The sequence below is a fragment of the Comamonas sp. JUb58 genome (assembly GCF_004364775.1).
In the GTDB taxonomy this organism is placed as follows: Bacteria; Pseudomonadota; Gammaproteobacteria; order Burkholderiales; family Burkholderiaceae_C; genus Comamonas.
This window is the reverse complement of the sequence record NZ_SOAL01000020.1, coordinates 68,186-93,177: the sequence shown is the minus strand read 5'-3', so window position 1 is coordinate 93,177 and position 24,992 is coordinate 68,186. Positions and strand designations below refer to the sequence as shown.

General features: G+C 61.9%; 20 protein-coding genes, 2 tRNA genes and 1 pseudogene. 17 read left to right on the top strand and 6 right to left on the bottom strand.

The annotated features are described in order from the left end of the window. Positions 1-199 precede the first annotated feature (199 nt). The 10 genes from rplJ to EDF71_RS19865 all read left to right on the top strand — a co-directional run bounded on the left by rplJ (position 200) and on the right by EDF71_RS19865 (position 15,397). Positions 200-718 (top strand): 50S ribosomal protein L10, encoded by a 519-nt coding sequence (gene rplJ, locus EDF71_RS19910; protein ID WP_021025387.1) that lies wholly within the window; start codon positions 200-202, stop codon positions 716-718. A 37-nt stretch (positions 719-755) separates the two neighbouring features. Next, entirely contained in the window at positions 756-1,127 is a 372-nt protein-coding gene (gene rplL, locus EDF71_RS19905; RefSeq protein ID WP_133858289.1) for a 50S ribosomal protein L7/L12, read from the top strand. A gap of 270 nt (positions 1,128-1,397) precedes the next feature. Continuing rightward, positions 1,398-5,510, top strand: coding sequence for a DNA-directed RNA polymerase subunit beta (gene rpoB, locus EDF71_RS19900; protein WP_021025385.1), 4,113 nt, complete (start codon positions 1,398-1,400; stop codon positions 5,508-5,510). Positions 5,511-5,529: 19 nt separating this feature from the next. Beyond that, positions 5,530-9,747, top strand: a complete 4,218-nt coding sequence (gene rpoC, locus EDF71_RS19895; RefSeq protein WP_133858288.1) for a DNA-directed RNA polymerase subunit beta' — start codon at positions 5,530-5,532, stop codon at positions 9,745-9,747. Between the two features lie 279 nt (positions 9,748-10,026). After that, positions 10,027-11,436 carry a 16S rRNA (cytosine(967)-C(5))-methyltransferase RsmB gene (gene rsmB / locus EDF71_RS19890; RefSeq protein ID WP_133858287.1) on the top strand — a complete coding sequence of 470 codons (1,410 nt, stop codon included), beginning with the start codon at positions 10,027-10,029 and terminating at the stop codon, positions 11,434-11,436. 10 nt (positions 11,437-11,446) lie between these two features. Then, complete coding sequence (locus EDF71_RS19885; RefSeq protein WP_133858286.1) at positions 11,447-12,043, top strand: DUF4390 domain-containing protein; 597 nt, start codon at positions 11,447-11,449, stop codon at positions 12,041-12,043. Between the two features lie 20 nt (positions 12,044-12,063). Next, positions 12,064-14,331 (top strand): ATP-binding protein, encoded by a 2,268-nt coding sequence (locus EDF71_RS19880; protein WP_133858312.1) that lies wholly within the window; start codon positions 12,064-12,066, stop codon positions 14,329-14,331. A gap of 39 nt (positions 14,332-14,370) precedes the next feature. After that, positions 14,371-15,066 (top strand): response regulator, encoded by a 696-nt coding sequence (locus tag EDF71_RS19875; RefSeq protein ID WP_133858285.1) that lies wholly within the window; start codon positions 14,371-14,373, stop codon positions 15,064-15,066. A 52-nt stretch (positions 15,067-15,118) separates the two neighbouring features. Then, positions 15,119-15,194: transfer RNA gene (locus EDF71_RS19870), tRNA-Phe, on the top strand. Positions 15,195-15,321: 127 nt separating this feature from the next. Next, positions 15,322-15,397, top strand: a tRNA-Phe gene (locus EDF71_RS19865). Between the two features lie 49 nt (positions 15,398-15,446). Here the strand turns inward: EDF71_RS19865 and EDF71_RS19860 are convergent. From EDF71_RS19860 to EDF71_RS19850, 3 genes are all read right to left on the bottom strand, one after another. Next, complete coding sequence (locus tag EDF71_RS19860) at positions 15,447-15,938, bottom strand: NUDIX hydrolase (protein WP_133858284.1); 492 nt, start codon at positions 15,936-15,938, stop codon at positions 15,447-15,449. 91 nt (positions 15,939-16,029) lie between these two features. Beyond that, on the bottom strand, positions 16,030-16,356 hold the full coding sequence (locus EDF71_RS19855; RefSeq protein WP_133858283.1) for a helix-turn-helix transcriptional regulator: 327 nt from the start codon (positions 16,354-16,356) through the stop codon (positions 16,030-16,032). Between the two features lie 179 nt (positions 16,357-16,535). Beyond that, positions 16,536-16,865, bottom strand: coding sequence for a helix-turn-helix transcriptional regulator (locus EDF71_RS19850; protein ID WP_208301097.1), 330 nt, complete (start codon positions 16,863-16,865; stop codon positions 16,536-16,538). A 166-nt stretch (positions 16,866-17,031) separates the two neighbouring features. Between EDF71_RS19850 and EDF71_RS19845 the strand changes: the two genes are divergently transcribed. The 3 genes from EDF71_RS19845 (at position 17,032) to EDF71_RS19835 (ending at position 18,428) form a co-directional block, all read left to right on the top strand. Next, positions 17,032-17,322 (top strand): hypothetical protein, encoded by a 291-nt coding sequence (locus EDF71_RS19845; RefSeq protein ID WP_133858281.1) that lies wholly within the window; start codon positions 17,032-17,034, stop codon positions 17,320-17,322. Between the two features lie 157 nt (positions 17,323-17,479). Beyond that, a complete protein-coding gene (locus tag EDF71_RS19840) occupies positions 17,480-17,962 on the top strand; it encodes a DNA-directed RNA polymerase subunit alpha C-terminal domain-containing protein (protein WP_133858280.1) in 483 nt (160 codons plus the stop codon). Between the two features lie 76 nt (positions 17,963-18,038). Then, complete coding sequence (locus tag EDF71_RS19835; RefSeq protein ID WP_133858279.1) at positions 18,039-18,428, top strand: hypothetical protein; 390 nt, start codon at positions 18,039-18,041, stop codon at positions 18,426-18,428. A 61-nt stretch (positions 18,429-18,489) separates the two neighbouring features. On the opposite strand, the gene panC is transcribed toward EDF71_RS19835, so the two are convergent. Continuing rightward, entirely contained in the window at positions 18,490-19,338 is an 849-nt protein-coding gene (panC, locus tag EDF71_RS19830) for a pantoate--beta-alanine ligase (RefSeq protein ID WP_133858278.1), read from the bottom strand. Positions 19,339-19,681: 343 nt separating this feature from the next. On the opposite strand from panC, the gene EDF71_RS19825 reads away from it, so the two are divergent. Continuing rightward, positions 19,682-20,947, top strand: coding sequence for an Hsp70 family protein (locus EDF71_RS19825; RefSeq protein WP_133858277.1), 1,266 nt, complete (start codon positions 19,682-19,684; stop codon positions 20,945-20,947). Positions 20,948-20,968: 21 nt separating this feature from the next. Here EDF71_RS19825 and rsmI read toward each other — a convergent pair whose 3' ends face one another. Continuing rightward, positions 20,969-21,901, bottom strand: coding sequence for a 16S rRNA (cytidine(1402)-2'-O)-methyltransferase (gene rsmI, locus EDF71_RS19820; RefSeq protein WP_133858276.1), 933 nt, complete (start codon positions 21,899-21,901; stop codon positions 20,969-20,971). Here rsmI and EDF71_RS19815 point away from each other — a divergent pair. The 3 genes and pseudogenes from EDF71_RS19815 to EDF71_RS19805 all read left to right on the top strand — a co-directional run. Then, positions 21,892-22,338, top strand: a complete 447-nt coding sequence (locus tag EDF71_RS19815; protein ID WP_133858275.1) for a YraN family protein — start codon at positions 21,892-21,894, stop codon at positions 22,336-22,338. The genes rsmI and EDF71_RS19815 overlap by 10 nt on opposite strands. Before the next feature lie 187 nt (positions 22,339-22,525). Next, positions 22,526-23,125, top strand: coding sequence for an SIS domain-containing protein (locus tag EDF71_RS19810; protein WP_133858274.1), 600 nt, complete (start codon positions 22,526-22,528; stop codon positions 23,123-23,125). Beyond that, positions 23,125-23,721 (top strand): annotated as a pseudogene (locus EDF71_RS19805) (BON domain-containing protein); the annotation flags it as partial. The gene EDF71_RS19810 and the pseudogene EDF71_RS19805, both read left to right, overlap by 1 nt. Positions 23,722-24,003: 282 nt before the next feature. On the opposite strand, the gene EDF71_RS19800 reads toward EDF71_RS19805, so the two are convergent. Beyond that, positions 24,004-24,930: an NAD(P)-dependent oxidoreductase gene (locus EDF71_RS19800; RefSeq protein ID WP_133858273.1), complete on the bottom strand. Its 927-nt coding sequence runs from the start codon at positions 24,928-24,930 to the stop codon at positions 24,004-24,006. Between the last annotated feature and the right edge of the window lie 62 nt (positions 24,931-24,992).

Below are 24,992 nucleotides of genomic sequence, written 5' to 3'. Positions count from 1 at the left end.
TGGTGGGCTGGCAAGGGGTTTTGAGAAAAACGCCGTGCCAGGCCATCCAAGACCGTTGGTGTGATTGGATCACTTAAATCTTTTTGCCAACGCAGATGGCGATCCCGCTGCAGATGGATGAATTTCCAAAACAGTTGGTCGCTGCAACAAGAGCGCGCAGGTGGGGCTTGCCCCTAATGCGCATTTGAAGGAGTAGACCTTGAGTCTGAATCGCAGTGAGAAAGAAGCGGTCATCAATGAAGTGACCAGCCTCGCCGCTAAAGCTCAAACGCTTGTGTTCGCGGAATACCGCGGCATCACGGTCGCTGACATGACGAAGCTGCGTGTGGAAGCACGCAAGCAAGGCGTGACGCTGAGTGTTCTGAAGAACACCCTGGCTCGTCGCGCTGTTGCTGGTAGCAGCTTTGAAGTGGTGGCTGACCAGATGACCGGCCCGCTGATCTACGGTTTCTCTGAAGATGCAATCGCCGCTGCCAAGGTAGTGGCCGATTTCGCGAAGACCAACGACAAGTTGGTGATTCGCGGTGGTGCATTCGAAGGAAAGGCGTTGGACGCTAACAGCGTTAAGCAACTGGCAAGCGTGCCTTCCAAGGAAGTGCTGCTGGCCCAATTGTGTGGCTTGCTCATGTCGCCAATCTCGCGTACGGCCGTTGTGCTGGGCGCCCTGGCGGCCAAAAAGGGCGAAGGCGCAGAAGTCGCCGAAGTCGCTGCAGCTTAAGCGCGGCAAAACCAACCGATATATTTAGGAAATCAAAATGGCATTCGATAAAGACGCATTCTTGACCTCCCTGGACAGCATGACTGTTCTGGAACTGAACGACCTGGTCAAGGCAATTGAAGAAAAGTTTGGCGTGAGCGCTGCTGCTATGGCCGCTCCTGCTGCTGGTGGCGGTGCTGCTGCTGCTGTGGAAGAAAAGACCGAGTTCAACCTGGTGCTGCTGGAAGCCGGCGCTAACAAGGTTGGCGTGATCAAGGCCGTGCGTGAAATCACCGGTCTGGGTCTGAAGGAAGCCAAGGACATGGTCGACGGCGCTCCTAAGGTTCTGAAGGAAGCTATGCCTAAGGCTGACGCTGACGCCGCTGCTAAGAAGCTGGTGGACGCTGGTGCAAAGGCTGAACTCAAGTAATTGAGGGCTTTTTCAAGGCTGGAGTACCCGAAAAGGTGCTCCAGCCTTTGGCGCTTCTGGAATCTCGTTCGCTAGAGCACACCAAAAACTGGCCGTTGATGGCTGATTTTTAGTGTTTTCTAACATCCGACACTAGAAAACCCCTTGGTTCGGGTGGTGTGCAATGCACCACCGTCTGCCATGGTTGGTAGTGGCCAACCCACCAAGCTGCAACCCCCTCGCGGGGGTGTCGTCGAAGACCCAGGACTCATGTCTTTGCCCGGAGATCTCATGGCCTATTCTTACACCGAACGCAAGCGAATCCGCAAAAGTTTCGGCAGCCGCGATAGCGTGCTCGAAGTGCCTTACCTGCTGCAAATGCAAAAAGATGCTTACACCGCATTTTTGCAAGCAGACTCGGCCCCCAAAAAGCGTACTGATGAAGGCTTGCAAGCTGCCTTCAACTCGGCTTTCCCCATCGTCTCGCACAACGGTTTTGTGGAGATGAAGTTTGTCGAGTACAACCTCGCCAGGCCCGCTTTCGACGTGCGCGAATGCCAGACCCGTGGTCTGACCTTCTCGTCCGCTGTGCGCGCCAAGGTGCAGTTGATTATCTATGACCGTGAATCCTCCACACCCCAATCCAAGGTGGTCAAGGAAGTGAAGGAACAGGAAGTCTACATGGGCGAAGTGCCCCTGATGACGGACAAAGGTTCATTCATTGTCAATGGCACCGAGCGTGTGATCGTCTCGCAGCTGCACCGTTCGCCAGGCGTGTTCTTTGAACACGACAAGGGCAAGACGCACAGCTCGGGCAAGCTGCTGTTCTCGGCACGCATCATCCCTTACCGCGGCTCCTGGCTGGACTTCGAGTTCGACCCTAAGGACCTGCTGTTCTTCCGTGTGGACCGCCGCCGCAAGATGCCGGTGTCGATTCTGCTGAAGGCCATCGGCATGACGCCCGAGTCCATCCTGGCGACGTTCTACGAGAACGACAACTTCCGCCTGATGGACAGCGGCGCGCAAATGGAATTTGTGGCTGATCGCCTCAAGGGTGAAGTCGCGCGCTTTGACATCACTGACAAGTCGGGCAAGGTGGTTGTGGCCAAGGACAAGCGCATCACCGCGCGCCACACCCGCGAGATGGAACAATCGGGCACCAAGTTCATCAGCGTGCCTGAAGACTTCCTGCTCGGCCGCGTCGCTGCCAAGAACATCGTTGACCCTGACACCGGTGAAATCATCGCCAAGGCCAACGAAGAGATGACCGAAGCGCTGCTCAAGAAGCTGCGCTCCGCCGGCATCCAGGATCTGGCTTGCATCTACACCAACGAACTGAGCCACGGCGCCTACATCTCGCAGACCCTGCGTACCGATGAAACCGCTGACGAGTTCGCTGCACGCGTTGCCATCTACCGCATGATGCGCCCTGGTGAGCCTCCAACCGAGGACGCCGTGCAGGCGCTGTTCCAGCGTTTGTTCTACAACGAAGACACCTACGATCTGTCGCGTGTCGGCCGTATGAAGTTCAACGCCAAGATCGGCCGCGACACCGCGATCGGCCCCATGGTGCTGTCCAACGAAGACATCCTCGAAGTCGTGAAGATCCTGGTGGATCTGCGCAACGGCAAGGGTGAAGTCGATGACATCGACCACTTGGGTAACCGCCGCGTGCGTTGCGTGGGCGAACTGGCTGAGAACCAGTACCGCACCGGTCTGGCACGTATCGAAAAGGCTGTGAAGGAGCGTCTGGGCCAGGCTGAGCAAGAGCCCCTGATGCCGCACGACCTGATCAACAGCAAGCCGATCTCGGCCGCCCTGAAGGAATTCTTCGGCGCCTCGCAGCTGTCGCAGTTCATGGACCAGACCAACCCCCTGGCTGAAATCACGCACAAGCGCCGTGTTTCCGCTCTGGGCCCAGGTGGTCTGACCCGCGAACGCGCAGGCTTCGAAGTGCGTGACGTGCACGTGACCCACTACGGCCGCGTCTGCCCAATCGAAACGCCTGAAGGTCCAAACATTGGTCTGATCAACTCGCTGGCTCTGTACGCGCGTCTGAACGAGTACGGTTTCATCGAAACCCCTTACCGTCGCGTGATCGACGGCAAGGTGACCGACCAGATGGACTACCTGTCTGCCATCGAAGAAGGCAAGTACGTGATCGCGCAGGCCAATGCCGAGCTCGACGCCGAAGGCCGCCTGACCGGTGACCTGGTCTCTGCCCGTGAAAACGGTGAATCGACCCTGCTGTCCGCCGAGCGCGTGCAGTACATGGACGTGTCGCCCGCACAGATCGTGTCGGTGGCTGCGTCGCTGATTCCGTTCCTGGAACACGATGACGCGAACCGCGCATTGATGGGTGCCAACATGTCGCGCCAGGCCGTGCCTGTGCTGCGCCCTGAAAAGCCCATGGTCGGTACCGGTATCGAGCGCGTTGCTGCGGTCGACTCGGGCACCGTCGTGACGGCTACCCGTGGCGGTATCGTTGACTACGTGGACGCGACCCGTATCGTGATCCGAGTGAACGACGAAGAAGCCGTGGCCGGTGAAGTGGGTGTGGACATCTACAACCTCATCAAGTACCAGCGTTCCAACCAGAACACCAACATCCACCAGCGTCCTGTGGTTCGCCGCGGCGACAAGCTGGCCAAGGGTGACGTGATTGCGGACGGTGCATCGACCGACCTGGGCGAAATCGCCATTGGTCAGAACATGCTGATCGCCTTCATGACCTGGAACGGCTACAACTTCGAAGACTCGATCCTGATCTCCGAACGCGTGGTGGCGGAAGACCGCTACACCTCGATCCACATCGAGGAACTGGTGGTGATGGCCCGTGACACCAAGCTGGGTGCCGAGGAAATCACGCGCGACATCCCGAACCTGTCCGAGCAACAACTCAACCGTCTGGACGAGTCCGGCATCATCTACGTGGGTGCAGAAGTGCAACCCGGCGATGTGCTGGTGGGCAAGGTCACGCCAAAGGGCGAGACCACGCTGACCCCAGAAGAGAAGCTGCTGCGCGCCATCTTCGGTGAGAAGGCGTCCGACGTGAAGGACACCTCGCTGCGCGTGGACCAGGGCTCGCAAGGTACCGTTATCGATGTGCAGGTCTTCACCCGTGAAGGCATCACGCGCGACAAGCGCGCCCAGCAGATCATCGACGACGAACTCAAGCGTTTCCGTCTGGACCTGAACGACCAGCTGCGTATTGTGGAAGCCGATGCGTTCGACCGTATTGCCAAGCTGCTCAACGGCCGCGTGGCCAATGGCGGCCCACAAAAGCTGGCCAAGGGCACCAAGATCGACAAGGCCTATCTGGACGGCGTGGAGAAGTTCCACTGGTTCGATATCCGCCCTGCCGAAGACGACGTCGCAGCCCAGCTGGAGTCCATCAAGAACTCCATCGAGCAGCAACGCCACAACTTCGACCTGGCTTTCGAAGAAAAGCGCAAGAAGCTCACGCAAGGCGACGAGCTGCCTGCTGGCGTGCTCAAGATGGTCAAGGTCTACCTGGCCGTCAAGCGCCGTCTGCAGCCTGGCGACAAGATGGCCGGCCGTCACGGTAACAAGGGTGTGGTCTCCAAGATCGTGCCGGTGGAAGACATGCCTTTCATGGCTGATGGCACCACCGCCGACATCGTGCTGAACCCGCTGGGCGTGCCTTCGCGCATGAACATCGGTCAGGTGCTGGAAGTCCACCTGGGCTGGGCCGGCAAGGGCCTGGGCCAGCGTATCGGTGACATGCTGCAGGCCGAAGCCCGTGCCGCTGAAGTGCGCTCCTTCCTGGAAGAGGTGTACAACAGCCGCGGTCGCAAGGAAGACCTCAAGCAACTGTCCGATGACCAGATCATGTTCATGGCGGAGAACCTGAAGAACGGCGTGCCTTTCGCAACGCCCGTGTTCGACGGTGCTTCCGAGCAGGAAATCAAGGACATGCTCAAGCTGGCGTACCCGGATGACATCCAGGCACGCAAGGGTCTGACCGAGCCACGCACCCAGGCATACCTGTATGACGGCCGCACCGGTGAGCGCTTCGAGCGTCCCACCACCATCGGCTACATGCACTACCTGAAGCTGCACCACTTGGTCGATGACAAGATGCACGCCCGCTCCACCGGTCCTTACTCGCTGGTGACGCAACAACCTCTGGGCGGTAAGGCCCAGTTCGGTGGTCAGCGTTTCGGTGAAATGGAAGTGTGGGCGCTGGAAGCTTATGGCGCCGCCTATGTGCTGCAGGAAATGCTGACCGTGAAGTCCGATGACGTGGTGGGCCGTACCAAGGTGTACGAATCCATCGTCAAGGGCGAACACGCTATCGAAGCCGGCATGCCGGAGTCGTTCAATGTGCTGGTCAAGGAAATCCGTTCCCTGGGCCTGGACATCGAACTGGAACGTTCTTAATTGAAGGGGGAAAGAGTCTATGAAATCGCTACTCGACCTGTTCAAACAATTTACGCCTGATGAGCATTTCGATGCCATCAAAATCGGCCTGGCTTCGCCCGAAAAGATCCGTTCGTGGTCTTTCGGCGAAGTGAAGAAGCCCGAGACCATCAACTACCGTACCTTCAAGCCTGAGCGCGATGGTCTGTTCTGCGCCAAGATCTTTGGCCCGATCAAGGACTACGAATGCCTGTGCGGCAAGTACAAGCGCTTGAAGCACCGCGGTGTGATCTGCGAGAAGTGCGGCGTTGAAGTCACGCAGACCAAGGTGCGTCGTGAACGCATGGGTCACATCGACCTGGCCGCGCCTTGCGCCCACATCTGGTTCCTGAAGTCCCTGCCTTCGCGCCTGGGCCTGGTGCTGGACATGACCCTGCGCGACATCGAACGCGTGCTGTACTTCGAAGCCTACGTGGTGACCGACCCCGGCATGACCCCGCTGAAGAAGTTCAGCATCATGTCGGAAGACGAGTACGACAAGAACGTTGAAGAGTACGGTGATGAATTCGTGGCCAAGATGGGCGCCGAAGGCATCAAGGACCTGCTCGAAGGCATCGAGATCGACTCGGAAATCGAGCGCCTGCGCAATGATCTGACCGGCTCCGAAGTCAAGGTCAAGAAGAACGCCAAGCGCCTCAAGCTGCTCGAAGCGTTCAAGAAGTCCGGCATCAAGCCCGGTTGGATGGTGATGGAAGTGCTGCCTGTGCTGCCTCCCGATCTGCGTCCTCTGGTGCCGCTGGACGGCGGCCGCTTTGCGACCTCCGACCTGAACGACCTGTACCGCCGCGTCATCAACCGTAACTCGCGTCTGCGCCGCCTGCTGGAGCTGAAGGCTCCAGAGATCATTGCCCGCAATGAAAAGCGCATGCTGCAAGAAGCGGTCGATTCGCTGCTGGACAACGGCCGCCGTGGCAAGGCCATGACCGGCGCGAACAAGCGTGCCCTCAAGTCGCTGGCCGACATGATCAAGGGTAAGAGCGGTCGTTTCCGTCAGAACTTGCTGGGTAAGCGCGTCGACTACTCCGGTCGTTCCGTGATTACCGTGGGCCCAACGCTCAAGCTGCACCAGTGCGGTCTGCCCAAGCTGATGGCGCTGGAGCTGTTCAAGCCTTTCATCTTCGCGCAGCTCGAAGCGCGTGGCATCGCCACGACCATCAAGGCCGCCAAGAAGGAAGTGGAAACCGGCACCCCCGTGGTGTGGGACATCCTGGAAGAGGTGATCCGCGAGCATCCGATCATGCTCAACCGCGCACCTACGCTGCACCGTCTGGGTATCCAGGCGTTCGAGCCTATCCTGATCGAAGGCAAGGCCCTGCAACTGCACCCGCTGGTTTGCGCGGCATTCAACGCTGACTTCGACGGTGACCAGATGGCTGTTCACGTGCCGCTGTCGGTGGAAGCACAGATGGAAGCCCGCACCCTGATGCTGGCCTCCAACAACGTGCTGTTCCCCGCTTCGGGCGAACCCTCGATCGTTCCTTCTCAAGACGTGGTGCTGGGCTTGTACCAGGCCACCCGCGAGAAGATCAACGGCAAGGGCGAAGGCATGGTGTTCTCCGACATCGGCGAAGTGCAACGCGCACTGGATGCCGAGCAAGTCGAGCGCGCCACCAAGATCAGCGTGCGTCTGACCGAGTGGAACAAGAACAAGGCTTCGGGTGAGTTCGAGCCTACGACCAAGCTGGTGGAAACCACCGTTGGCCGTGCCCTGCTGTCCGAGATTCTGCCCAAGGGTATGCCTTTCTCTTCGATCAACAAGACGTTGAAGAAGAAGGAAATCTCCAAGCTGATCAACATCTCGTTCCGCAAGTGCGGTCTGAAGGAAACCGTGGTGTTCGCCGACAAGCTGCTGCAAAACGGCTTCCGTCTGGCAACGCGCTCCGGTATCTCGATCGCCATCGGCGACATGCTGGTGCCACCGCAAAAGGCCGAGATCATCGCCCGCTCCGAAGCGGAAGTGAAGGAAATCGAGCAGCAGTACGTCTCCGGTCTGGTGACCGCTGGCGAGCGCTACAACAAGGTGGTGGACATCTGGGGCAAGGCCGGTGACGAAGTCTCCAAGGTCATGATGGCCCAGCTGGCCAAGGAAAAGGTCATTGACCGCCATGGCAAGGAAGTCGATCAGGAATCGTTCAACGCGATTTACATGATGGCCGACTCCGGCGCCCGTGGCTCGGCCGCACAGATCCGCCAGCTGGCAGGTATGCGTGGTCTGATGGCCAAGCCTGACGGCTCGATCATTGAGACGCCTATTACCGCGAACTTCCGCGAAGGCCTCAACGTGCTGCAGTACTTCATCTCCACCCACGGTGCCCGTAAGGGTCTGGCGGATACGGCGTTGAAGACGGCTAACTCCGGCTATCTGACGCGTCGTCTGGTGGACGTGACGCAGGACTTGGTGATCACCGAGCTCGACTGCGGCACGCACAACGGCACCTTGATGCGCGCTGTGGTTGAAGGTGGTGAAGTGATCGAATCGCTGCGCGACCGTATCCTCGGCCGCACCGCTGCGGACGAAGTGCTGCACCCCGAGACCCGTGCTGTGCTGGCCAAGGCTGGCGACCTGCTGGACGAAGACCTGATCGAAGATCTGGAAGCCGCTGGCGTGGACGAAGTGAAGGTGCGCACTGCACTGACCTGCGAAACCCGCTTTGGTCTGTGCGCCACCTGCTACGGCCGCGACTTGGGCCGTGGCGGCATGATCAACCTCGGCGAAGCCGTGGGTGTGATCGCTGCACAGTCGATCGGTGAGCCTGGCACGCAGCTGACCATGCGTACGTTCCACATCGGTGGTGCGGCTTCGCGTGCGGCAGTGGCCTCCAGCGTGGAAGCCAAGTCCAACGGTATCGTGGGCTTCAACCCACAGATGCGCTATGTGACCAACAACAAGGGCGAACTGGTGGTGATTTCCCGTTCCGGCGAAATCGTCATCCAGGACGAGTACGGCCGCGAGCGTGAGCGTCACAAGATGCCTTACGGCGCTATCTTGTCGATCAAGCCTGATCAACAGATCAAGGCTGGTACCGTGTTGGCCAACTGGGATCCGCTGACCCGACCCATCATTACCGAATACGCCGGTCAGGTGAAATTCGAGAATGTGGAAGAAGGTCTGACCGTGGCCAAGCAGGTCGACGAAGTGACCGGTCTGTCCACCCTGGTGGTGATCGATCCGAAGCACCGTGGTTCTGCCAAGGTCGTGCGTCCGCAGGTCAAGCTGGCAGATGCCAACGGCCAGGAAGTCAAGATTCCTGGTACCGACCACGCGGTGACGATCGGCTTCCAGGTCGGCGCTCTGCTGCAGGTGCGTGATGGCCAGGAAGTGGGCCCCGGCGAAGTGCTGGCCCGTATTCCTATGGAAGGCCAGAAGACCCGCGACATTACCGGTGGTCTGCCACGTGTGGCCGAACTGTTCGAAGCTCGTACGCCGAAGGACAAGGGCGCGCTGGCCGAGATGACCGGTACCGTGTCCTACGGTAAGGAAACCAAGGGCAAGGTGCGCCTGCAGATCACCGATCTGGAAGGCAAGGTCTGGGAAGAGCTGGTTCCGAAGGAACGCAACATCCTGGTGCACGAAGGCCAAGTGGTCAACAAGGGCGAGCTGATCGTCGACGGCCCAGCCGATCCGCAGGACATCCTGCGCCTGCTGGGTATCGAAGAGCTGTCGCGCTACATCGTGGACGAAGTGCAGGACGTGTACCGCTTGCAAGGCGTGAAGATCAACGACAAGCACATCGAGGTGATCGTTCGCCAGATGCTGCGCCGCGTGGTCATCGAAGCCCCAGGCGATACCACCTACATCCAGGGTGAGCAGGTTGAGCGCTCCGAAGTGCTCAACACCAACGAAGCTGCACAGCGCGATGGCAAGATCCCAGCGGTTTACTCCAACGTGTTGCTGGGTATTACCAAGGCTTCGCTGTCGACCGACTCCTTCATCTCGGCCGCTTCCTTCCAGGAAACGACCCGCGTGCTGACCGAGGCTGCCATCATGGGCAAGCGCGACGAGCTGCGTGGTCTGAAGGAAAACGTCATCGTGGGTCGTCTGATCCCCGCTGGTACCGGTCTGGCTTACCACCAGGCACGCAAGGCCAAGGACGAGATGGACGAGGCCGAGCGCCGCGCCATCGCCGATGCAGAAGCGGCCGACCTGGCCGGTGTGTCGGAAGAAGCCGAAGCCGCTGCCGACCCTGCTGCTGACTAAGCCGCCAATCCCTGACCGGTGCCAACCGGTCAGGTTGGGCTGAGCAAGACCCGTAATTTCGCGCCGCGGAATTACGGGTTTTTTAATGGCAGTTCGGCTGCTGACTGGCCTTGATGATGGCTCTGTGCAAAGCTCTCTGATCCATCCCGCGTTGGGAGCAGGGCGCTTTGCACAGCGTCTTTACCAGGCAGGCTCTGCAAGCGCAGAGGCCTCCTGGGGCATATCGATTAGTATTCCTTTTGAACCGCAGCGGCACCCAGGCCGCTGCACTCCTTCGGCATGAATCTTCCTTCCCGTCCACGACAACCCTCCCGGGCCGCCACGGCAGCCTCCAACAACACGGGCCCCAGCCTGTCCGCCCAGCTGGTGGCAGTGGCGCGCGCCTTGCAGGAAGTGCGCCAGGGCCAATCCGCCCGCGCCGTGTTGGGCGGTGTGGAGCCCGCGCTGCGCGCCGGCGTGCAGGCCTTGCTGATGGATGTGCTGCGCGTGCTGGGCACCGCAGAAGCCGTGCGTGCCGAGCTGGCACCGCGCAAGCCTGCCAGCGCCGTCGATGCCTTGCTGTGCACATCGCTGGCCTTGCTGCTGCCCGAGGTGCCGCGCTACGACGCCTTCACCGTGGTGAACCAGGCGGTGGATGCGGCCAAGAAGCGCTCGGCCACCAAGTCCCAATCGGCCTTCATCAACGGCTGCCTGCGCAGCTTTTTGCGCGAGCGCGATGACCTGCTGCGCGCCGTGGCCCAGGAGCCTGTCGCGCAGTACAACCACCCGCAGTGGTGGCTCAAACGCCTGCAGCAAGACTATCCGCAAGATTGGCAGGCCATCGTGGCGGCCAACAATGCGCAGGCGCCGATGGCCTTGCGCGTGAACCTGCAGCGCTGCAGCCGCGCCGATTACCTGGCGCTGCTCGATGAAGCGGGCATCGAGGCGGTGGTCGGTGTGGGCGAGGCCGGCCTGGTGTTGACGCGTGGCGTGCCGGTGGATCAGCTGCCGCAGTTTGCGCAAGGCTGGGTGTCGGTGCAAGACAGCGCCGCGCAGATGGCCGCGCCGCTGCTGCTCGATGGCTTGCAGCCGCACGATGGCCGCGCGCTGCATGTGCTCGATGCCTGCGCCGCGCCCGGCGGCAAGACCGCGCATCTGTTGGAGACCGCCACAGCCCAGCGCCCCATCGACATGGTGGCGCTGGAGATCGATGCCAAGCGCGCCGAACGCATTGGCGATACCTTGGCGCGGCTGTCGCTGCAGGCCGATGTGGTGGTGGCCAGCGGCAGCGAAGTGGCCAGTTGGCTGCCGGCGGTGCAAGCACGCCACGGTATGCAGCAATTTGATGCAATTTTGTTGGACGCACCTTGCTCGGCCTCCGGCATCGTGCGCCGTCAGCCCGATGTGCGCTGGCTGCGCCGCGCCACCGACATCGCACAACTCGCCGCCATTCAGCGGCAGCTGCTGGAGGCCCTGTGGCCGCTGGTCGTACCCGGCGGCCGCCTGCTGTACTGCACCTGCTCGGTCTTCCATGAAGAGGGCGAGGGCCAGGTGACGCAGTTCCTGGGCCGCCACCCCGATGCCCAACGCCTGCCTGCGCCAGGGCATTTGTTGCCACAGCTGCGCGAGGCCGGTCACAATAGCCTGGGCAGCCTGGCGCGCGACCACGACGGTTTCTACTACGCGCTGCTGCACAAGCCGCTTCGTTGAGCCCGTCTGTATGCGATTGATCCACCATTTCCTCCTTGCGCTGATGCTGTGCTTTGCCGCAGCGGCACCGGGCATGGCGTCGGAGAATGAGAAAAAGGTCGAGCTGCAGCTGGTGCGCAATGCCGATGGTGCCTTTGCCACCGTGGCTCTGCAGTTTGCGCTGCCCGACCAGATCGAAGACGCACTGAACAAAGGCGTGGCCCTGTACTTTGTGCAAGAGGCCGAGATCATCTCCGAGCGCTGGTACTGGCGCGACAAGACCGTCAAGAAAACCGCCCGCTACCTGCGCGTGAGCTACCAACCGCTGACGCGCCGCTGGCGCCTGCATGTCTCCAGCATGCCGCTGACCGATGCCGGCGCAGTGACCTCGCTGGGCCAGAGCTTTGACAGCCTCGACGAGGTGATGCTTGTGGTCAAGCGCGTGCGCAACTGGAAGATCGCCAGCGCCGATGAGCTCTCCAACGATGGGGAGTACCTCGTCAAGTTCAACTTCCGGCTCGACAGCACCCAGCTGCCGCGCATCTTCCAGTTTGCGCCATTCAGCAATGGTGGCCTGAACCTGCAGCTCAGAAGCCAGCTGCCGCTGCCCGAGGCGAGCGCGCAGTGAAAATCGAAAAATCATCGTCCATGCGCGTGGCCTACACGCCCAGCCGTGCGCGCTGGTCGGTGATCGTGGGCCTGTCGGCCATGATCGGCATTGGCCTGGTGCTGCTCTTCTTGCTGTCTTTCGCCACCAACAACCGCGTGCTGTACGAGCGCTATTACGGCGTGCTGCTGGGTGTCAACATCGGTGTGGCCTGCGTGCTCAGCATGGTGGTGCTCTGGGGCGTGGCCATCCTGGTGCGGCGCCTGATGGCCCGGCGCTTTGGCAGCAAGCTGCTGCTCAAGCTGGCGGCCACCTTTGCGCTGGTCGGCGTGCTGCCCGGTGTGGTGATCTATTTCGTCTCCTACCAGTTCGTCTCGCGCTCGATCGAGAGCTGGTTCGATGTGAAGGTTGAAGGCGCGCTGGATGCCGGCGTCAACCTTGCGCGCATCACGCTCGACACCACCTCCAACGCCATGGCCGAGCGCACCCGCACTGCCAGCAGCCAGCTGTCGCAGATCTCGGATGCCGCCTCCGGCCTGGTGCTCGAACGCATCAAGGACCAGCTCGGTGCCGATGACGTGGTGCTGTGGTCGGCCACGTCGCAGGCCATTGCCAGCACCGGCCAGTCACGCTTTGTGCTCAACCCCGACAAGCCCTCGGCCGCCTTGCTGCGCACCGCCACCCAGCAGCAGCGCGCCTTTCAGATCGATGGCCTGGAAGAGGTCTCCGACATCAATGGCGCCATCACCGGCGACCCCTCCAAGGTGCGCGTCAAGACCCTGGTGCAGGTCGCCAATGGCGATGTGGGCGTGATCCCCGATGGCCGCTTTCTGCAGGCCACCATGCCGTTGCCAGCCGCGCTAGTGATCAACGCCCTCAAGGTGCAGGAGGCCAACCGCGAATACCAGGAGCGCGCGCTGGCGCGTGATGGCCTGCGCCGCATGTACATCGGCACGCTCACCTTGAGCCTGTTCCTCGCCGTGTTCGGCGCCGTGGTGCTGGCGGCCTTGTTGGGCAACCAGCTGGTGCGCCCGCTTTTGGTGCTGGCCGAAGGGGTGCGCGAGGTGGCATCGGGCAATCTGCGACCCAAACCGGTGCTGCCCAGCAAGGACGAGCTGAGCGGCCTGACCCGCTCCTTTGCCGAGATGACCCAGCAGCTGCTGGATGCCCGCCGTGCGGTGGAGCGCGGCATGCGCCAGACCGACGAGGCGCGCCAGAGTCTGCAGACCATTCTGGACAACCTCACCGCCGGCGTCATCGTGCTCGATGCCGAGGGCGTCATCCGCTCCAGCAACCCCGGCGCCACCCGCATTCTGCGTGCGCCACTGGCCGCGTTTGAAGGCCGCCCGCTGCGCGATCTGCCTGGCCTGCAAGCCTTTGCGCAAGAGGTTGACCAGCAGTTTGCCCGCCTGCACGATGTGACCGACGATCACTACCTGGACCACTGGCAGCAGCCCTATGAACTGCATGGCGACAGCCAACTGCCCAACCAGAACAGCATCAACCTGGTGGCGCGCGGTGCTACCTTGCCCGACAACCGCCGCCTGCTGGTGTTCGACGACATCTCCGAGATCGTCTCGGCGCAGCGCGCCCAGGCCTGGGGCGAGGTGGCACGCCGCCTGGCCCATGAGATCAAGAACCCGCTGACACCGATCCAGCTGTCGGCCGAGCGGCTGGAGATCAAGCTGGGCAACAAGCTCGAAGGCCAGGACCAGGCGATTTTGAAAAAGTCTGTCACCACCATCGTTGACCAGGTCGATGCGATGAAGCGCCTGGTCAACGAGTTCCGCGACTATGCCCGCCTACCGGCGGCCGAGCTGCAGGCCGTGGACCTCAATGCGCTGGTGATGGATGTGCTGCATTTATATGGCGCGGAAAATGCTGTGATACCGGTGGAGGCAGAGCTGGACAGTGCAGCCCCACGTATCATGGGCGATGCGCAGCAGTTGCGGCAGGTCATCCACAACTTGCTGCAAAATGCGCAGGATGCCACGCAACAGGCCTGGGTGGGCAAGGAGGCCTCGGCACCGGCGGTGCGGATCTCCACCCGCTTCAGCGGAACCAGCAAGCGGGTGCGTTTGACAATTGCTGACTGCGGTTGCGGTTTTCCAGAACATATATTACAAAAGGCATTTGAGCCCTACGTGACGACCAAGCCCCGGGGTACCGGCCTGGGCCTGGCCGTCGTCAAAAAAATTGCGGACGAGCATGGCGCTCGCGTAGAAATCTCTAATCGAGTCGAGGGGGAAAAAATCTTAGGTGCCCAAGTGTCGTTATCATTCTCTATCGAAAAAGAGTTGATGATTTAGAATTTCTCTCACACCTGCTGCACTTGATTTTCAAAAAATATGGCAAATATTCTGGTTGTCGATGACGAATTGGGAATTCGGGATCTCCTGTCTGAGATCCTGAACGATGAGGGCCACAGCGTGGACGTGGCAGAGAACGCCACCCAGGCGCGCCTGGCGCGCAACGAAAGCGGCTACGACCTGGTGCTGCTCGACATCTGGATGCCCGACACCGATGGCGTGTCGCTGCTCAAAGAGTGGTCGATGACCGGTCTGCTGACCATGCCCGTGATCATGATGAGTGGCCACGCCACCATTGATACCGCTGTCGAAGCAACGCGCATTGGCGCGTTCTCTTTTTTGGAAAAGCCCATCACCATGCAAAAGCTGCTCAAGGCAGTGGAGCAGGGCTTGCAGCGCAATGTGCCGGCACCCGCCGCCGCACCTGCGGCGCCCGCAGCGCCAGGCAAGGTGGCGCCATCATTCACCCCATCCGGCTACAGCGCACCGGTGGTTGCCAGCGTGGCCACCTCTGCATCGCCCGATGCCGCACCCAATGCGCACCAGGGCTTTGACTTGGATCGTCCGCTGCGCGAAGCACGCGATGGCTTCGAGAAAGCCTACTTCGAGTTCCACCTGGCGCGCGAAGGCGGCTCCATGACCCGCGTGGCCGAGAAGACCGGTCTGGAGCGCACCCACCTGTACCGCAAGCTGCGCCAGCTGGGCGTGGACCTGACGCGCAATAAAAAGAACTGATTTCAGTTTTTTGAAAAAGCGCCCTTTTTTTCGGGCTATAATTCCACTCGTGGGCCCGGTAGCTCAGTTGGTAGAGCAGCGGATTGAAAATCCGCGTGTCCGTGGTTCGATTCCGCGCCAGGCCACCAAAACAACAAGCCTCTGCATCAGACATGGTGCAGAGGCTTTCTTGTATCTGGCACGCATCACATGTGCCGCAATTCCCCTAAATTGCCGATAGGGCTCTCAGCGCAGGCTATAATGCTAGCTTGTGTTGGCCCGGTAGCTCAGTTGGTAGAGCAGCGGATTGAAAATCCGCGTGTCCGTGGTTCGATTCCGCGCCAGGCCACCAAACGCATTCTGAAGCCCATCCTCTGTGATGGGCTTTTTTGCGTCTGGCGCTACCTCATGGCAGGCTGCGATGCCGGCCTCTCTGCCGATGCGAGCAGCGCTTGCTTGAGGCCAGCGGGGTAGAGTGCAGGGCAGCCGGGCATGTCCAGCGCCGCCACATCAAACCAGCGCGCTGTGCACCAGGTGCCGTTGTTTTCGCGGAAGCGGATGTCGTCTAGGTGTGCAAACGGCGCTGCATCAAACACGACATTGGCGATGAACAGCACCTCATGGCCGGTAGCGCCTTGGTGCGTGTAGAGATTCTCCATCACGAGGGGTGGGCCTTGTACTTCCACCTCAACGCCCAGCTCTTCCTGGAACTCTCGCTTGAGCGCTTGTTGCCAGCGCTCGCCAAACTCCACGCCACCGCCGAGGGGGCGCACCCCTGTCAAACGGCCTGCGTCATCAAAGACTTCGCTGGCCAGCAATTGGCCGTCACGCCAGTGCAGGCCGATGGCTTTGACTTTGATGTGCTGGGGTGGTCGCCATGGGGTTGTAGCCATACTTATTTCTATATCCGGGGTTGCTTGTGTATTGCGCGTCGGTGCTGAAGCTGGCGCTTGCACGCCACCTGCCAGGCTCGGCTTCAACGATTCAGGCGATCTCTGCCAGCCAATGCGCCAGCGCTTTAGCCCGCTTGGTTTTGCTCATCGTTCCTAGGGACAACAAGAGCCGGGCGGAGTCGTCATCCTCACAGTACAGATAGGCCAACGGCACCTGCAGTACTTCGGCAATCAGCCGCGCTGTTTTGATCGGCGGCTCATGCGTGCCCAGTTCATAGCGGCTGATGCGTGCACGGCTTGCGGATTCATCAATGCCGATCAGTACGCCGACCTTTTCCTGCGACCAGCCCAAGTCCTCACGTCGGGCGCGCATGCGGCGGCCCAGAACGGTAGCGGTTGAGGAAGGGGTGGAAAGCATGTCACGAGTCTCGTGACTTCGTGGTAAGCTGTCGTCACGAAATACGTGACATCAATCAGCCTGTCAGAGATGCAGTTTGTGGGAGCTGGTGGCAGCGTGTGCTCGAGGTTCAGCTACAGCGGGTAGTCTGCTGCGCTATGTGAGGAAACCGATATCGCCGTGAATGGAAACGCGCTCCGTCACCCACCATGCGATCGCAGCCGCTCACAAAGCTGCTGCACGATGCCGGTGACAAAGGCGCGGTCTGCTGGATCCAGCTCCGACAACCATGCACTGATCCGCATGGCCTGGTCATCGGGGGCGGTGGAGCTTTGGGCGAGCAGGTCGGCGATGCTGACGCGCAGGATGGCTGCGAGGCTCTCCAGCGTGTGGAGTGAGGGGACGGAGGCGCCGCGTTCAAAGCGGCTGATGGTCTCGGGCTCTACCTGCAGCCGCTCAGCCAATTGTGCCTGCGTCCACTGGCGCGACTTGCGCAGCTCGGCAATGCGCTGCCCCAGGAGTTGGGTCAAGGGCTTTTCGCCAGGCTTCTTATTGATCATATCTGTCTAGTTGAAATCCAACAGATATGGTTGTGTGTTGGAATGGAATGGGCCAGAATTCAATTTGTGGAATCCAATGTAATTTCGCTATTCACAGAGACGAGGGCAACGCCACCGAACGAAAGGAACCCCTGCCATGCAACATGCCCAGCAACCTGAACGACTGCGCCCACCTACGGATGCGCCAGTGCCCCAGGAGGGCGCGGGCCCGAGCAGCGCCACGTCTGGGGCCGCCACGCCCACAGCCCCGGCGCGGCGCCGGTTTGGCTCGGTGCAGATAGGGATTTGTGTGCTGTTTTTTGTAGAGGGGCTGTTGGGACTGTTCGTCGTGGGCTGGCCAGCACTGAGCCTCTGCATTCTGGGGACGCTGTACATGGCCAAGGTGGCCCAGCGCCATGACGCGCAGCCGGACAGGTCGAAGGCATGAGGCCATAGCTTTTTACAGGGCAGACACAGCCATCCCAGGTGGGGCGCAGGCGCAAAAAGCTGCTGGCATTAGGGACTGTATATGAGACATGTCAACAAATCTAATCTCAGCCCCGCATGTAATATTTTGCAAGCCCTAGGAGATACGATGGTTACAGATGACTACACCCCCATCCCCACCGTCTACTAGGGCGAATAAGCCTCTGCAGGACCTGCTGCCGCCGGACCTGTGGAAGCTGCTGGCCCGGCACGACATCACGACGCTTGCGCAGGTCGAAGAGCTGTATCCCGCCAAACTGCTGAAAATCCACTACCTGGGGCCGGTGCGGTTCCGGCAGATCGAGGAGCTGCTTTTTCCCGGGCGGCGTTATGAGGTGCCGGTGCTGGCGCCGATCGAGACGGATGACTTGGACGGGATCTCGCTGGAGGGCTTGGTGTCTCGGCGGGTTTTGATCACTTTGCGGCGCCATGGCATCAAAACCGTGCAGCAGCTGGTGGCTGCTTATCCCCGGCGCTTGGTCGAAATAACGGGGTTTGGTATCAAGGCGCTGCGCGAGGTGGAGGCCACTTTTTTTGATGGCCAGCGCTTTGAACCGATGAAATCAAGAAAAACCATTAGAAACACAATTAAGCAAAGATGATTATGATTTCATCAATATGGCAAATGGCTCCGCTCCATCTCCTTCCACTTCTTTAGAAGGGAAGTTGCCTGCGCCCGTGGTACGGCTTCTGCTGCGCAATGGGATCGATTCGGTGGAGGCGGTGCGCAAGGCCTATCCGCTGGGCCTGCTGGCCATCAAGGGCATCGGCCTGCTCCGGCTGCGGAAGATTGAGAAGGCCTTTTTGCCTGGCCAGGCCTATATCCCCACGCATGCGATGCCAGAGCTGCCCTTTGTCTCGGGCTCCTGCCTCAATGGCTCGCTGCCGGTAGCCATCGTCCGCGCCCTGGCACGCGGCGATATCACCACCCCGGAGCAGTTGCGCGATGCCTACCCGCATGAGCTGCTCAAAATACGCTCCTTGGGTGAAGGCTCGCTGCGCGAGATCGAGCGGGTGTTCTTTCCCGGCCAGCGCTATGAGCCGCCTGGCAACGGCAAGATCCGCTAAGCCGGGATGTGCTGCGCGCGTCCTGGGTTAACGCGGATGCGCCCCACCTTTGGACAGGTTCTCAAAACTCCAGGTTATCAATCAGCCGCGTGCTGCCCAGCCGCGCTGCACCCAGCACCACCAAGGGCGCGCTGGCCAGATCGCCGGCAGCCGGTGCCAGCAGGTTGTGGCGCTGGCGCACGGTCAGGTAGTCGGGCTCCCAGCCTTGGGCGCGCAGGGCCTGCATGGCCTGGGCTTCCAGCGCAGCCCGGTCGCCGGGAGCGTTGCGGGCGGCGGCGGCTAGGGCCTGCAGCGCTTGCGACAAGGCCATGGCCTGCTGGCGCTCTGCCGCGCTCAGGTAGCCATTGCGTGAGCTCAGTGCCAGGCCGTCGTCGGCCCGTGCGGTGGGGCAGCCGATGATCTCGATGGGCAGCGCAAACTGCGCCACCATGCGGCGGATGACCATCAGCTGCTGGTAGTCCTTCCAGCCAAAGATGGCTGCGCCGCCGCCGGTGCTGGCAAACACGCAGCTGAACAGCTTCATCACGACGGTGCAGACGCCGGTGAAAAAGCCGGGGCGGAACTCGCCTTCCAGAATGTCGGCCAGCGCCGGGTCGGGCTGCACCTTGAACAGCTGGGGCTCGGGGTAGAGGTCCTTCTCGCGCGGGGCGAACAGAATGTCGCAGCCAGCCGCTTGCAGCTGGTCGCAGTCGTTCTCCCAGGTGCGGGGATAGCTGTCGAAGTCTTCAGTCGGCAGGAACTGCAGGCGGTTGACGAAGATGCTCGCCACCGTCACCGCGCCATGGCGTTTGGCCTCATGCACCAGCGAGATATGGCCGGCATGCAGATTGCCCATGGTGGGCACAAAGGCGGGCCGGCCGCGTTCGGCCAGGGCTTGTCGAAGTTCGGCGATGGTATGGACGATGTGCATGGTGGGCATAGGCGCGGGAGAGCCAGCGGTACTGCAGGGAGCGCCGAGCATAGCAGCACGCAAATGGGCTTCGTATGGGGCTATTTATGGTGTCTATGGTTTGCCTGCGGTCGCTGCATGCGCTTGCCCTATAATTTTCCGGTCGCGGCGCGCAAACCCGGTGTACCGGTTCTTGCAGCGCACGCCTGGGTCAACCGACTCCGTGTCAGGCCAGTCGCATTTGGGCCTCTGCATCCGCTAGGGTACAGAGGCTTTTCCCTTTTTATACCGGCACCGGGTCTGCATCTTGCAACCGGCATGCCTTGATTTTTTTCGTTCGATCCCCCCGTCGGACCTGGTCTTTATGTCATCTGCACCCGCCATCCTGGGCATTGATTTCGGCACTTCCAATTCCGCCATGGCGTTCAAGGCCGACCTGGCTGCGCCCGGCCCTTCCACGCTGTTGCAAGCCGAGGGCGCATCGCAAGCGATGCCCACGGCCGTGTTCTTCAACACCGAGGACCACAGCACCCACTACGGGCGTGATGCCGTCTCGCGCTATCTGGAAGGCACCGAAGGCCGGCTGATGCGCTCGCTTAAAAGCCTGCTGGGCAGCGCGCTGATGCAGGAGAAAACGGTGGTGCACGGCAAGATGGTGGCCTACCAGGACATCGTGGCGCTGTTTGTGCAGCAGCTGGCCGCCACGGCCCAGCGCCAGATTGGCCATTTGCCGGCCACCGTGGTCATGGGCCGGCCGGTGCATTTTGTCGATGAAGACGCGGGCCGCGATCTGGCCGCACAGAATGCCTTGCAGCATGCCGCGCAGGCCGCAGGTTTCAAGGATGTGCGCTTTCAGCTGGAGCCGATTGCCGCGGCGCTGGACTATGAGCAGCGCATTGCGAATGAAGCGCTGGTGCTGGTGGTCGACATTGGCGGCGGTACCTCGGACTTCACCGTGGTGCGCCTGGGCCCCGAGCGCCGCAACAAGCCCGAGCGCAGCGGCGACATTCTGGCTACCACTGGCGTACACATTGGCGGTACCGACTTTGACCGGCGCCTGAGCCTGATGGCGGCCATGCCGCTCCTGGGCCTGCAGCATGTGGGGCCCAGCGGGCGCGAGGTGCCCAGCGCGGTGTTCCATGACTTGTCGACCTGGCACCTGATCCAGTGGCTGTACAGCCCGCAGCGCCAGCGCGAGGTGCAGGCGCTGCGCAGCAGCTACCGCGACACGGTCTTGCATGACCGGCTGGTATGCCTGCTGCAAGAGCACTGGGGTCACCGTTTGGCCAATGCGGTTGAGGAGACCAAGATCGGTCTGTCCAACCAGCAAAGCGTGCAAAAGCTGGAGGTCGATTGGCTGGAGCCGGGCCTCAGCCCCGAGGTCTGGCCTGCCGATCTGCAGCAATGCCTGCAGGCCTTGCTGGCCCAGGTGGCGCAGTGCGCGCTGGACTGTGTGCAGGCCGCTGGCCTGCAGCAGGGGCAGATCGATGCGATCTACCTGACCGGCGGTTCATCGGCCTTGCAGCCGCTGCGCGCGGCACTGGCGCAGGCTTTTCCGGATACGCCCCAGGTCGAGGGTGATCTGTTTGGCGGTGTGGCGGCAGGCCTGGTGCACGGCCAGGCGCTTTAAACCGTAGCGCACCAGCGGCGATCAGTCGTCGCTTTGCTCGGCATCGCGCTTCCAGGCCAGGGCCGTGTCATACAGCGCATTGCGCGGTGCGCCAGTGATGTCGGCGGCCAGCTTCACGGCCGTCTTGGTCGGCAGCTCGGCCAGCAGCAGCGCCAGCACGCGGTGGGCATCGGCCAGGCCATCGGTCTGCACCGCTTGCGGGTGCAGCAGCAGCGCAAACTCGCCCTTGCTGCGGTGCGGGTCGGCCGCCAGCCAGGCGGGCACATCGGCCGCAGGCATGGTGGCAATGTCTTCAAACTGCTTGGTCAGCTCGCGGCCCAAGGTCACGGGCCGGTCTTGCAGCACCGCCAGCGCCTGGGCCAGGTCGGCAATGCGGTGGGGTGCTTCCAGCAATACGAGGGTGCGCGGGTCTTGCGCCAGTTGGGCGACGGCCTGCTGGCGCTCTTGCGCCTTGGTGGGCAAAAAGCCGATAAATGCAAAGCCGCTGCTGGAGCCTTCACCCGCCACCGCGCCGGCGGCACTGACCAATGCGGTCACACTGCTGGCGCCGGGCAGGGGGCTGACGCGCAGGCCTGCGCGCGCCACGGCCGCCGCCAGGCGTGCGCCCGGGTCACTCACGCCGGGCGTGCCAGCATCGCTCACATAGGCAATGCGCTGGCCTTGCTGCAGGCGGCTGATGACCTGCTCGGCCGCCTCGGCCTCGTTGTGTTGGTGTACCGCAATCAGCTGGCCGCCCGACTTGCCAACGCCGTAGGCGCGTAGCATGCTGTGGGTGTGGCGGGTGTCCTCGCAGGCCACGGCATCGGCCAGCTCCAGCACATGCAGCGCGCGCAGGGTGATGTCGGCCAGGTTGCCGATCGGCGTGGCCACCACATACAAAGTGGAGGCAGGGTAGTGCTGGGTGCCGGCTGCAGCCTGGGCTGCTTGCAAAGCGGAGGTGAAAGATGCAGACACCGTGGAAGATCCTTGAAAAATGGCGCGGCCAAAGCCCGCCTGCTGCATCGCCCAGGGCTGCCAGCGAAGGGGCCGACAACAGCAAGCTGCGGGGCCAGCAGGCAGAAGATGCCGCGCTCCATTATCTCCAACAACAGGGCCTGCGCCTGCTGGCGCGCAATTACCGCACGCCCGGGCGCGGCGGTGGCGAGATCGATCTGGTGATGCAGGAGCGCGATGGCACCGTCGTGTTTGTCGAGGTGCGCCAGCGCCAGCACAGCGGCTTTGGCGGTGCGGGCGGCAGCATCGGCAGCGCCAAGCAGCGGCGCATCATCCTGGCAGCCCGGCACTACCTGGCCAGTCTGCGCCAGCAGCCGGCCTGCCGTTTTGATGCGGTGCTGGTCGAGCAGGAGATCGTCTGGCTGCGAGCCGCCTTTGATGTGCCCGAAGGGGGCTAGAGGTCTCTGCAATATTCGCAGGCTGGTCTGAACCCAGACTCGGGCGATCCGCTCCATCCCACGGTACGAGGGTCTTGCAAAGGGTCCTAAAGCCCGCCGTTGCTGGACGTTACATGGCCATTGGCGCTGAGAAAAGTCGTCATCCCGGCCCGAGGGGGAAACCTGCCAAGGTTATCATCGGGCCTCCATGCTTGAGCAACACATCCAACAGCACTTTATCGATAGCGCCGATCTCCACTACCAGGTGTCACAGGAGATGAGCGAAAGCGTCGCCAGCGCGGTCTACGCGCTGCTCGCCTGTGTGACCAGCGGCAACAAGGTGATGTGCTGCGGCAATGGCCTGTCCTGGGCGCAGGCGGCGCAGTTTGCCGCCATGTGCGTCAGTGGCATGGAGCGCGAGCGCCCCGAACTGGCCGCCCTGGTGCTGGACAACGGCGCGCTGGCGCAGGCCCAGCTGGGCAGCAGCCTGACGGCCGAAGCCCTGTCCCAAGGTCTGGCGCGCCAGGTGCGAACTTTGGGCCAGCCTGGCGATCTATTGCTGGTCATCAGTGCCGATGGCCATGACCGTGCGCTGTTGGGTGCGATCGAAGCGGCGCATGAGCGCGACATGTCGGCCGTGGTGCTGACCGGTCGTACTGGCGGCCTGCTGGCCAATGCCTTGAGCGAAACCGATGTGTTGATGCGCGTGCCCCATGACCGCAGCACCCGCGTGCGCGAGGTGCACCAGCTGGTGCTGCACTGCCTGATTGACGGAATCGATACCCAATTGTTAGGAGAAGAGGAATGATGCCTGTGTCTTGGAAGCGATTGACCCTGAGTCTGGTGGCTGCTGGAACGGTCGCTGCGACCGTCTCGGGTTGCATTCCGCTGGTGATCGGCGGCGCCGCCGTTGGTGGCACGGTGATGGCGATCGACCGCCGCACCGCTGGCATCCAGGTGGAGGACGAAAGCATTGAGATGCGTGTGGCCAGCGCCATCCGCGAACGTGCCGGCAATGACGGTCATATCAATGTCACCAGCTACAACCGCCAGGTGCTGCTGACCGGTGAAGCGCCCAACGAGGCCTTCAAGCAAAAGGCTGAAGAGGCCGCCAAGGCTGCGCAGAACGTGCGCTCCGTCGTCAACGACGTGGGCGTGATGTTCAACTCCAGCCTGTCGCAGCGCTCCAGCGATACCCTGATCACCGGCAAGGTTCGCGCGAGCATCATCGATGCCAAGGACCTGAGCTCCAGCGCCATCAAGGTGGTAACCGAGCGCAATGTGGTCTACCTGATGGGCCGCGTGACCGAGCGCGAATCCAAGCGCGCCGCTGAAATCGCCCGTGGCGTGGCCAATGTGCAAAAGGTGGTGCGCGTGTTCGAGGTGATCAGCGAAGAAGAACTCAAGTCGCTGAGCAACAACCGCAGCACCGGCAATGCCGCCCCGGTCGTCAACGACAGCAGCGCATCCGCCATCACCACCCAGCCTGCGACTGTGGTGCCCGCGCCAGCGGCCGCACCGGCAGCGCCTGCGGCAGCCCCTGTGTCCAGCGGCGTGACCACCTCGCCTGTCAGCACCACGCCCGTGCAGCCGCTCAACGATGGGTTCACGACCAAGCCCTGAAACTCGGGCATCAAACAACAAAAAGGCCGCATTCGCGGCCTTTTTTGCGTTCGGGGCAGGCGATCAGGCCTTCTTGCCCAGGCGGGTGATCAGGCTCGATGTATCCCAGCGGTTGCCGCCCGATTGCTGCACATCGGCATAGAACTGGTCCACCAGCGCGGTCAGCGGCAGGCGCGAGCCATTGCGCTTGGCCTCGTCCAGCACCAGGCCCAGGTCCTTGCGCATCCAGTCCACAGCAAAGCCGAAGTCGAACTTGCCCTCGACCATGGTCTTGCCCCGGTTTTCCATCTGCCAGCTTTGCGCGGCGCCCTTGCTCACCACATCCAGCACCTGGGGCATGTCCAGGCCGGCATTCATGCCAAAGGCGATGGCTTCGGACAGGCCTTGCACCACACCAGCGATGCAGATCTGGTTGACCATCTTGGCTAGCTGACCCGCGCCGCTGCTGCCCAGCAGGGTGAAGGCGCGCGAGAAGGCCATGGCCACCGGCTTGACGGTGTTGAACACGGCGTCATCGCCGCCGCACATGACGGTGAGCTGGCCGTTGACCGCACCGGCCTGGCCGCCAGAGACGGGCGCATCGATAAAGTGCAGGCCCTGGGCCTGGGCGGCGGCATAGAGCTCGCGGGCCACATTGGCCGAGGCGGTGGTGTGGTCCACAAAAATGGCGCCGGGCTTCATGCCGGCCAGCGCGCCATCGGCGCCCAGCACGACCGAGCGCAGGTCGTCGTCATTGCCCACGCAGCAGAACACGATGTCCGCATCGGCGACGGCCTCGCGCGGCGTGGCTGCATGGCGGGGCGCCTTGGAGCTGGCAAATTCATCGCACCAGGCTTGCGCCTTTTGCGCGGTACGGTTGTAGACGGTGACCGCATGGCCTGCCTGGGCCAGGTGGCCCGCCATGGGGTAGCCCATGACGCCCAGGCCCAAAAAGGCGACGTTCAGGGAAGGGGTGCTGTCATAGCTGCGCGCTTGAATACTCGATGCCATTGCGGTGACTCCAAAAAGAGCGGCACCCAAGGCGGGCCTGGGTGCCGTGTAGCTGAAAACCC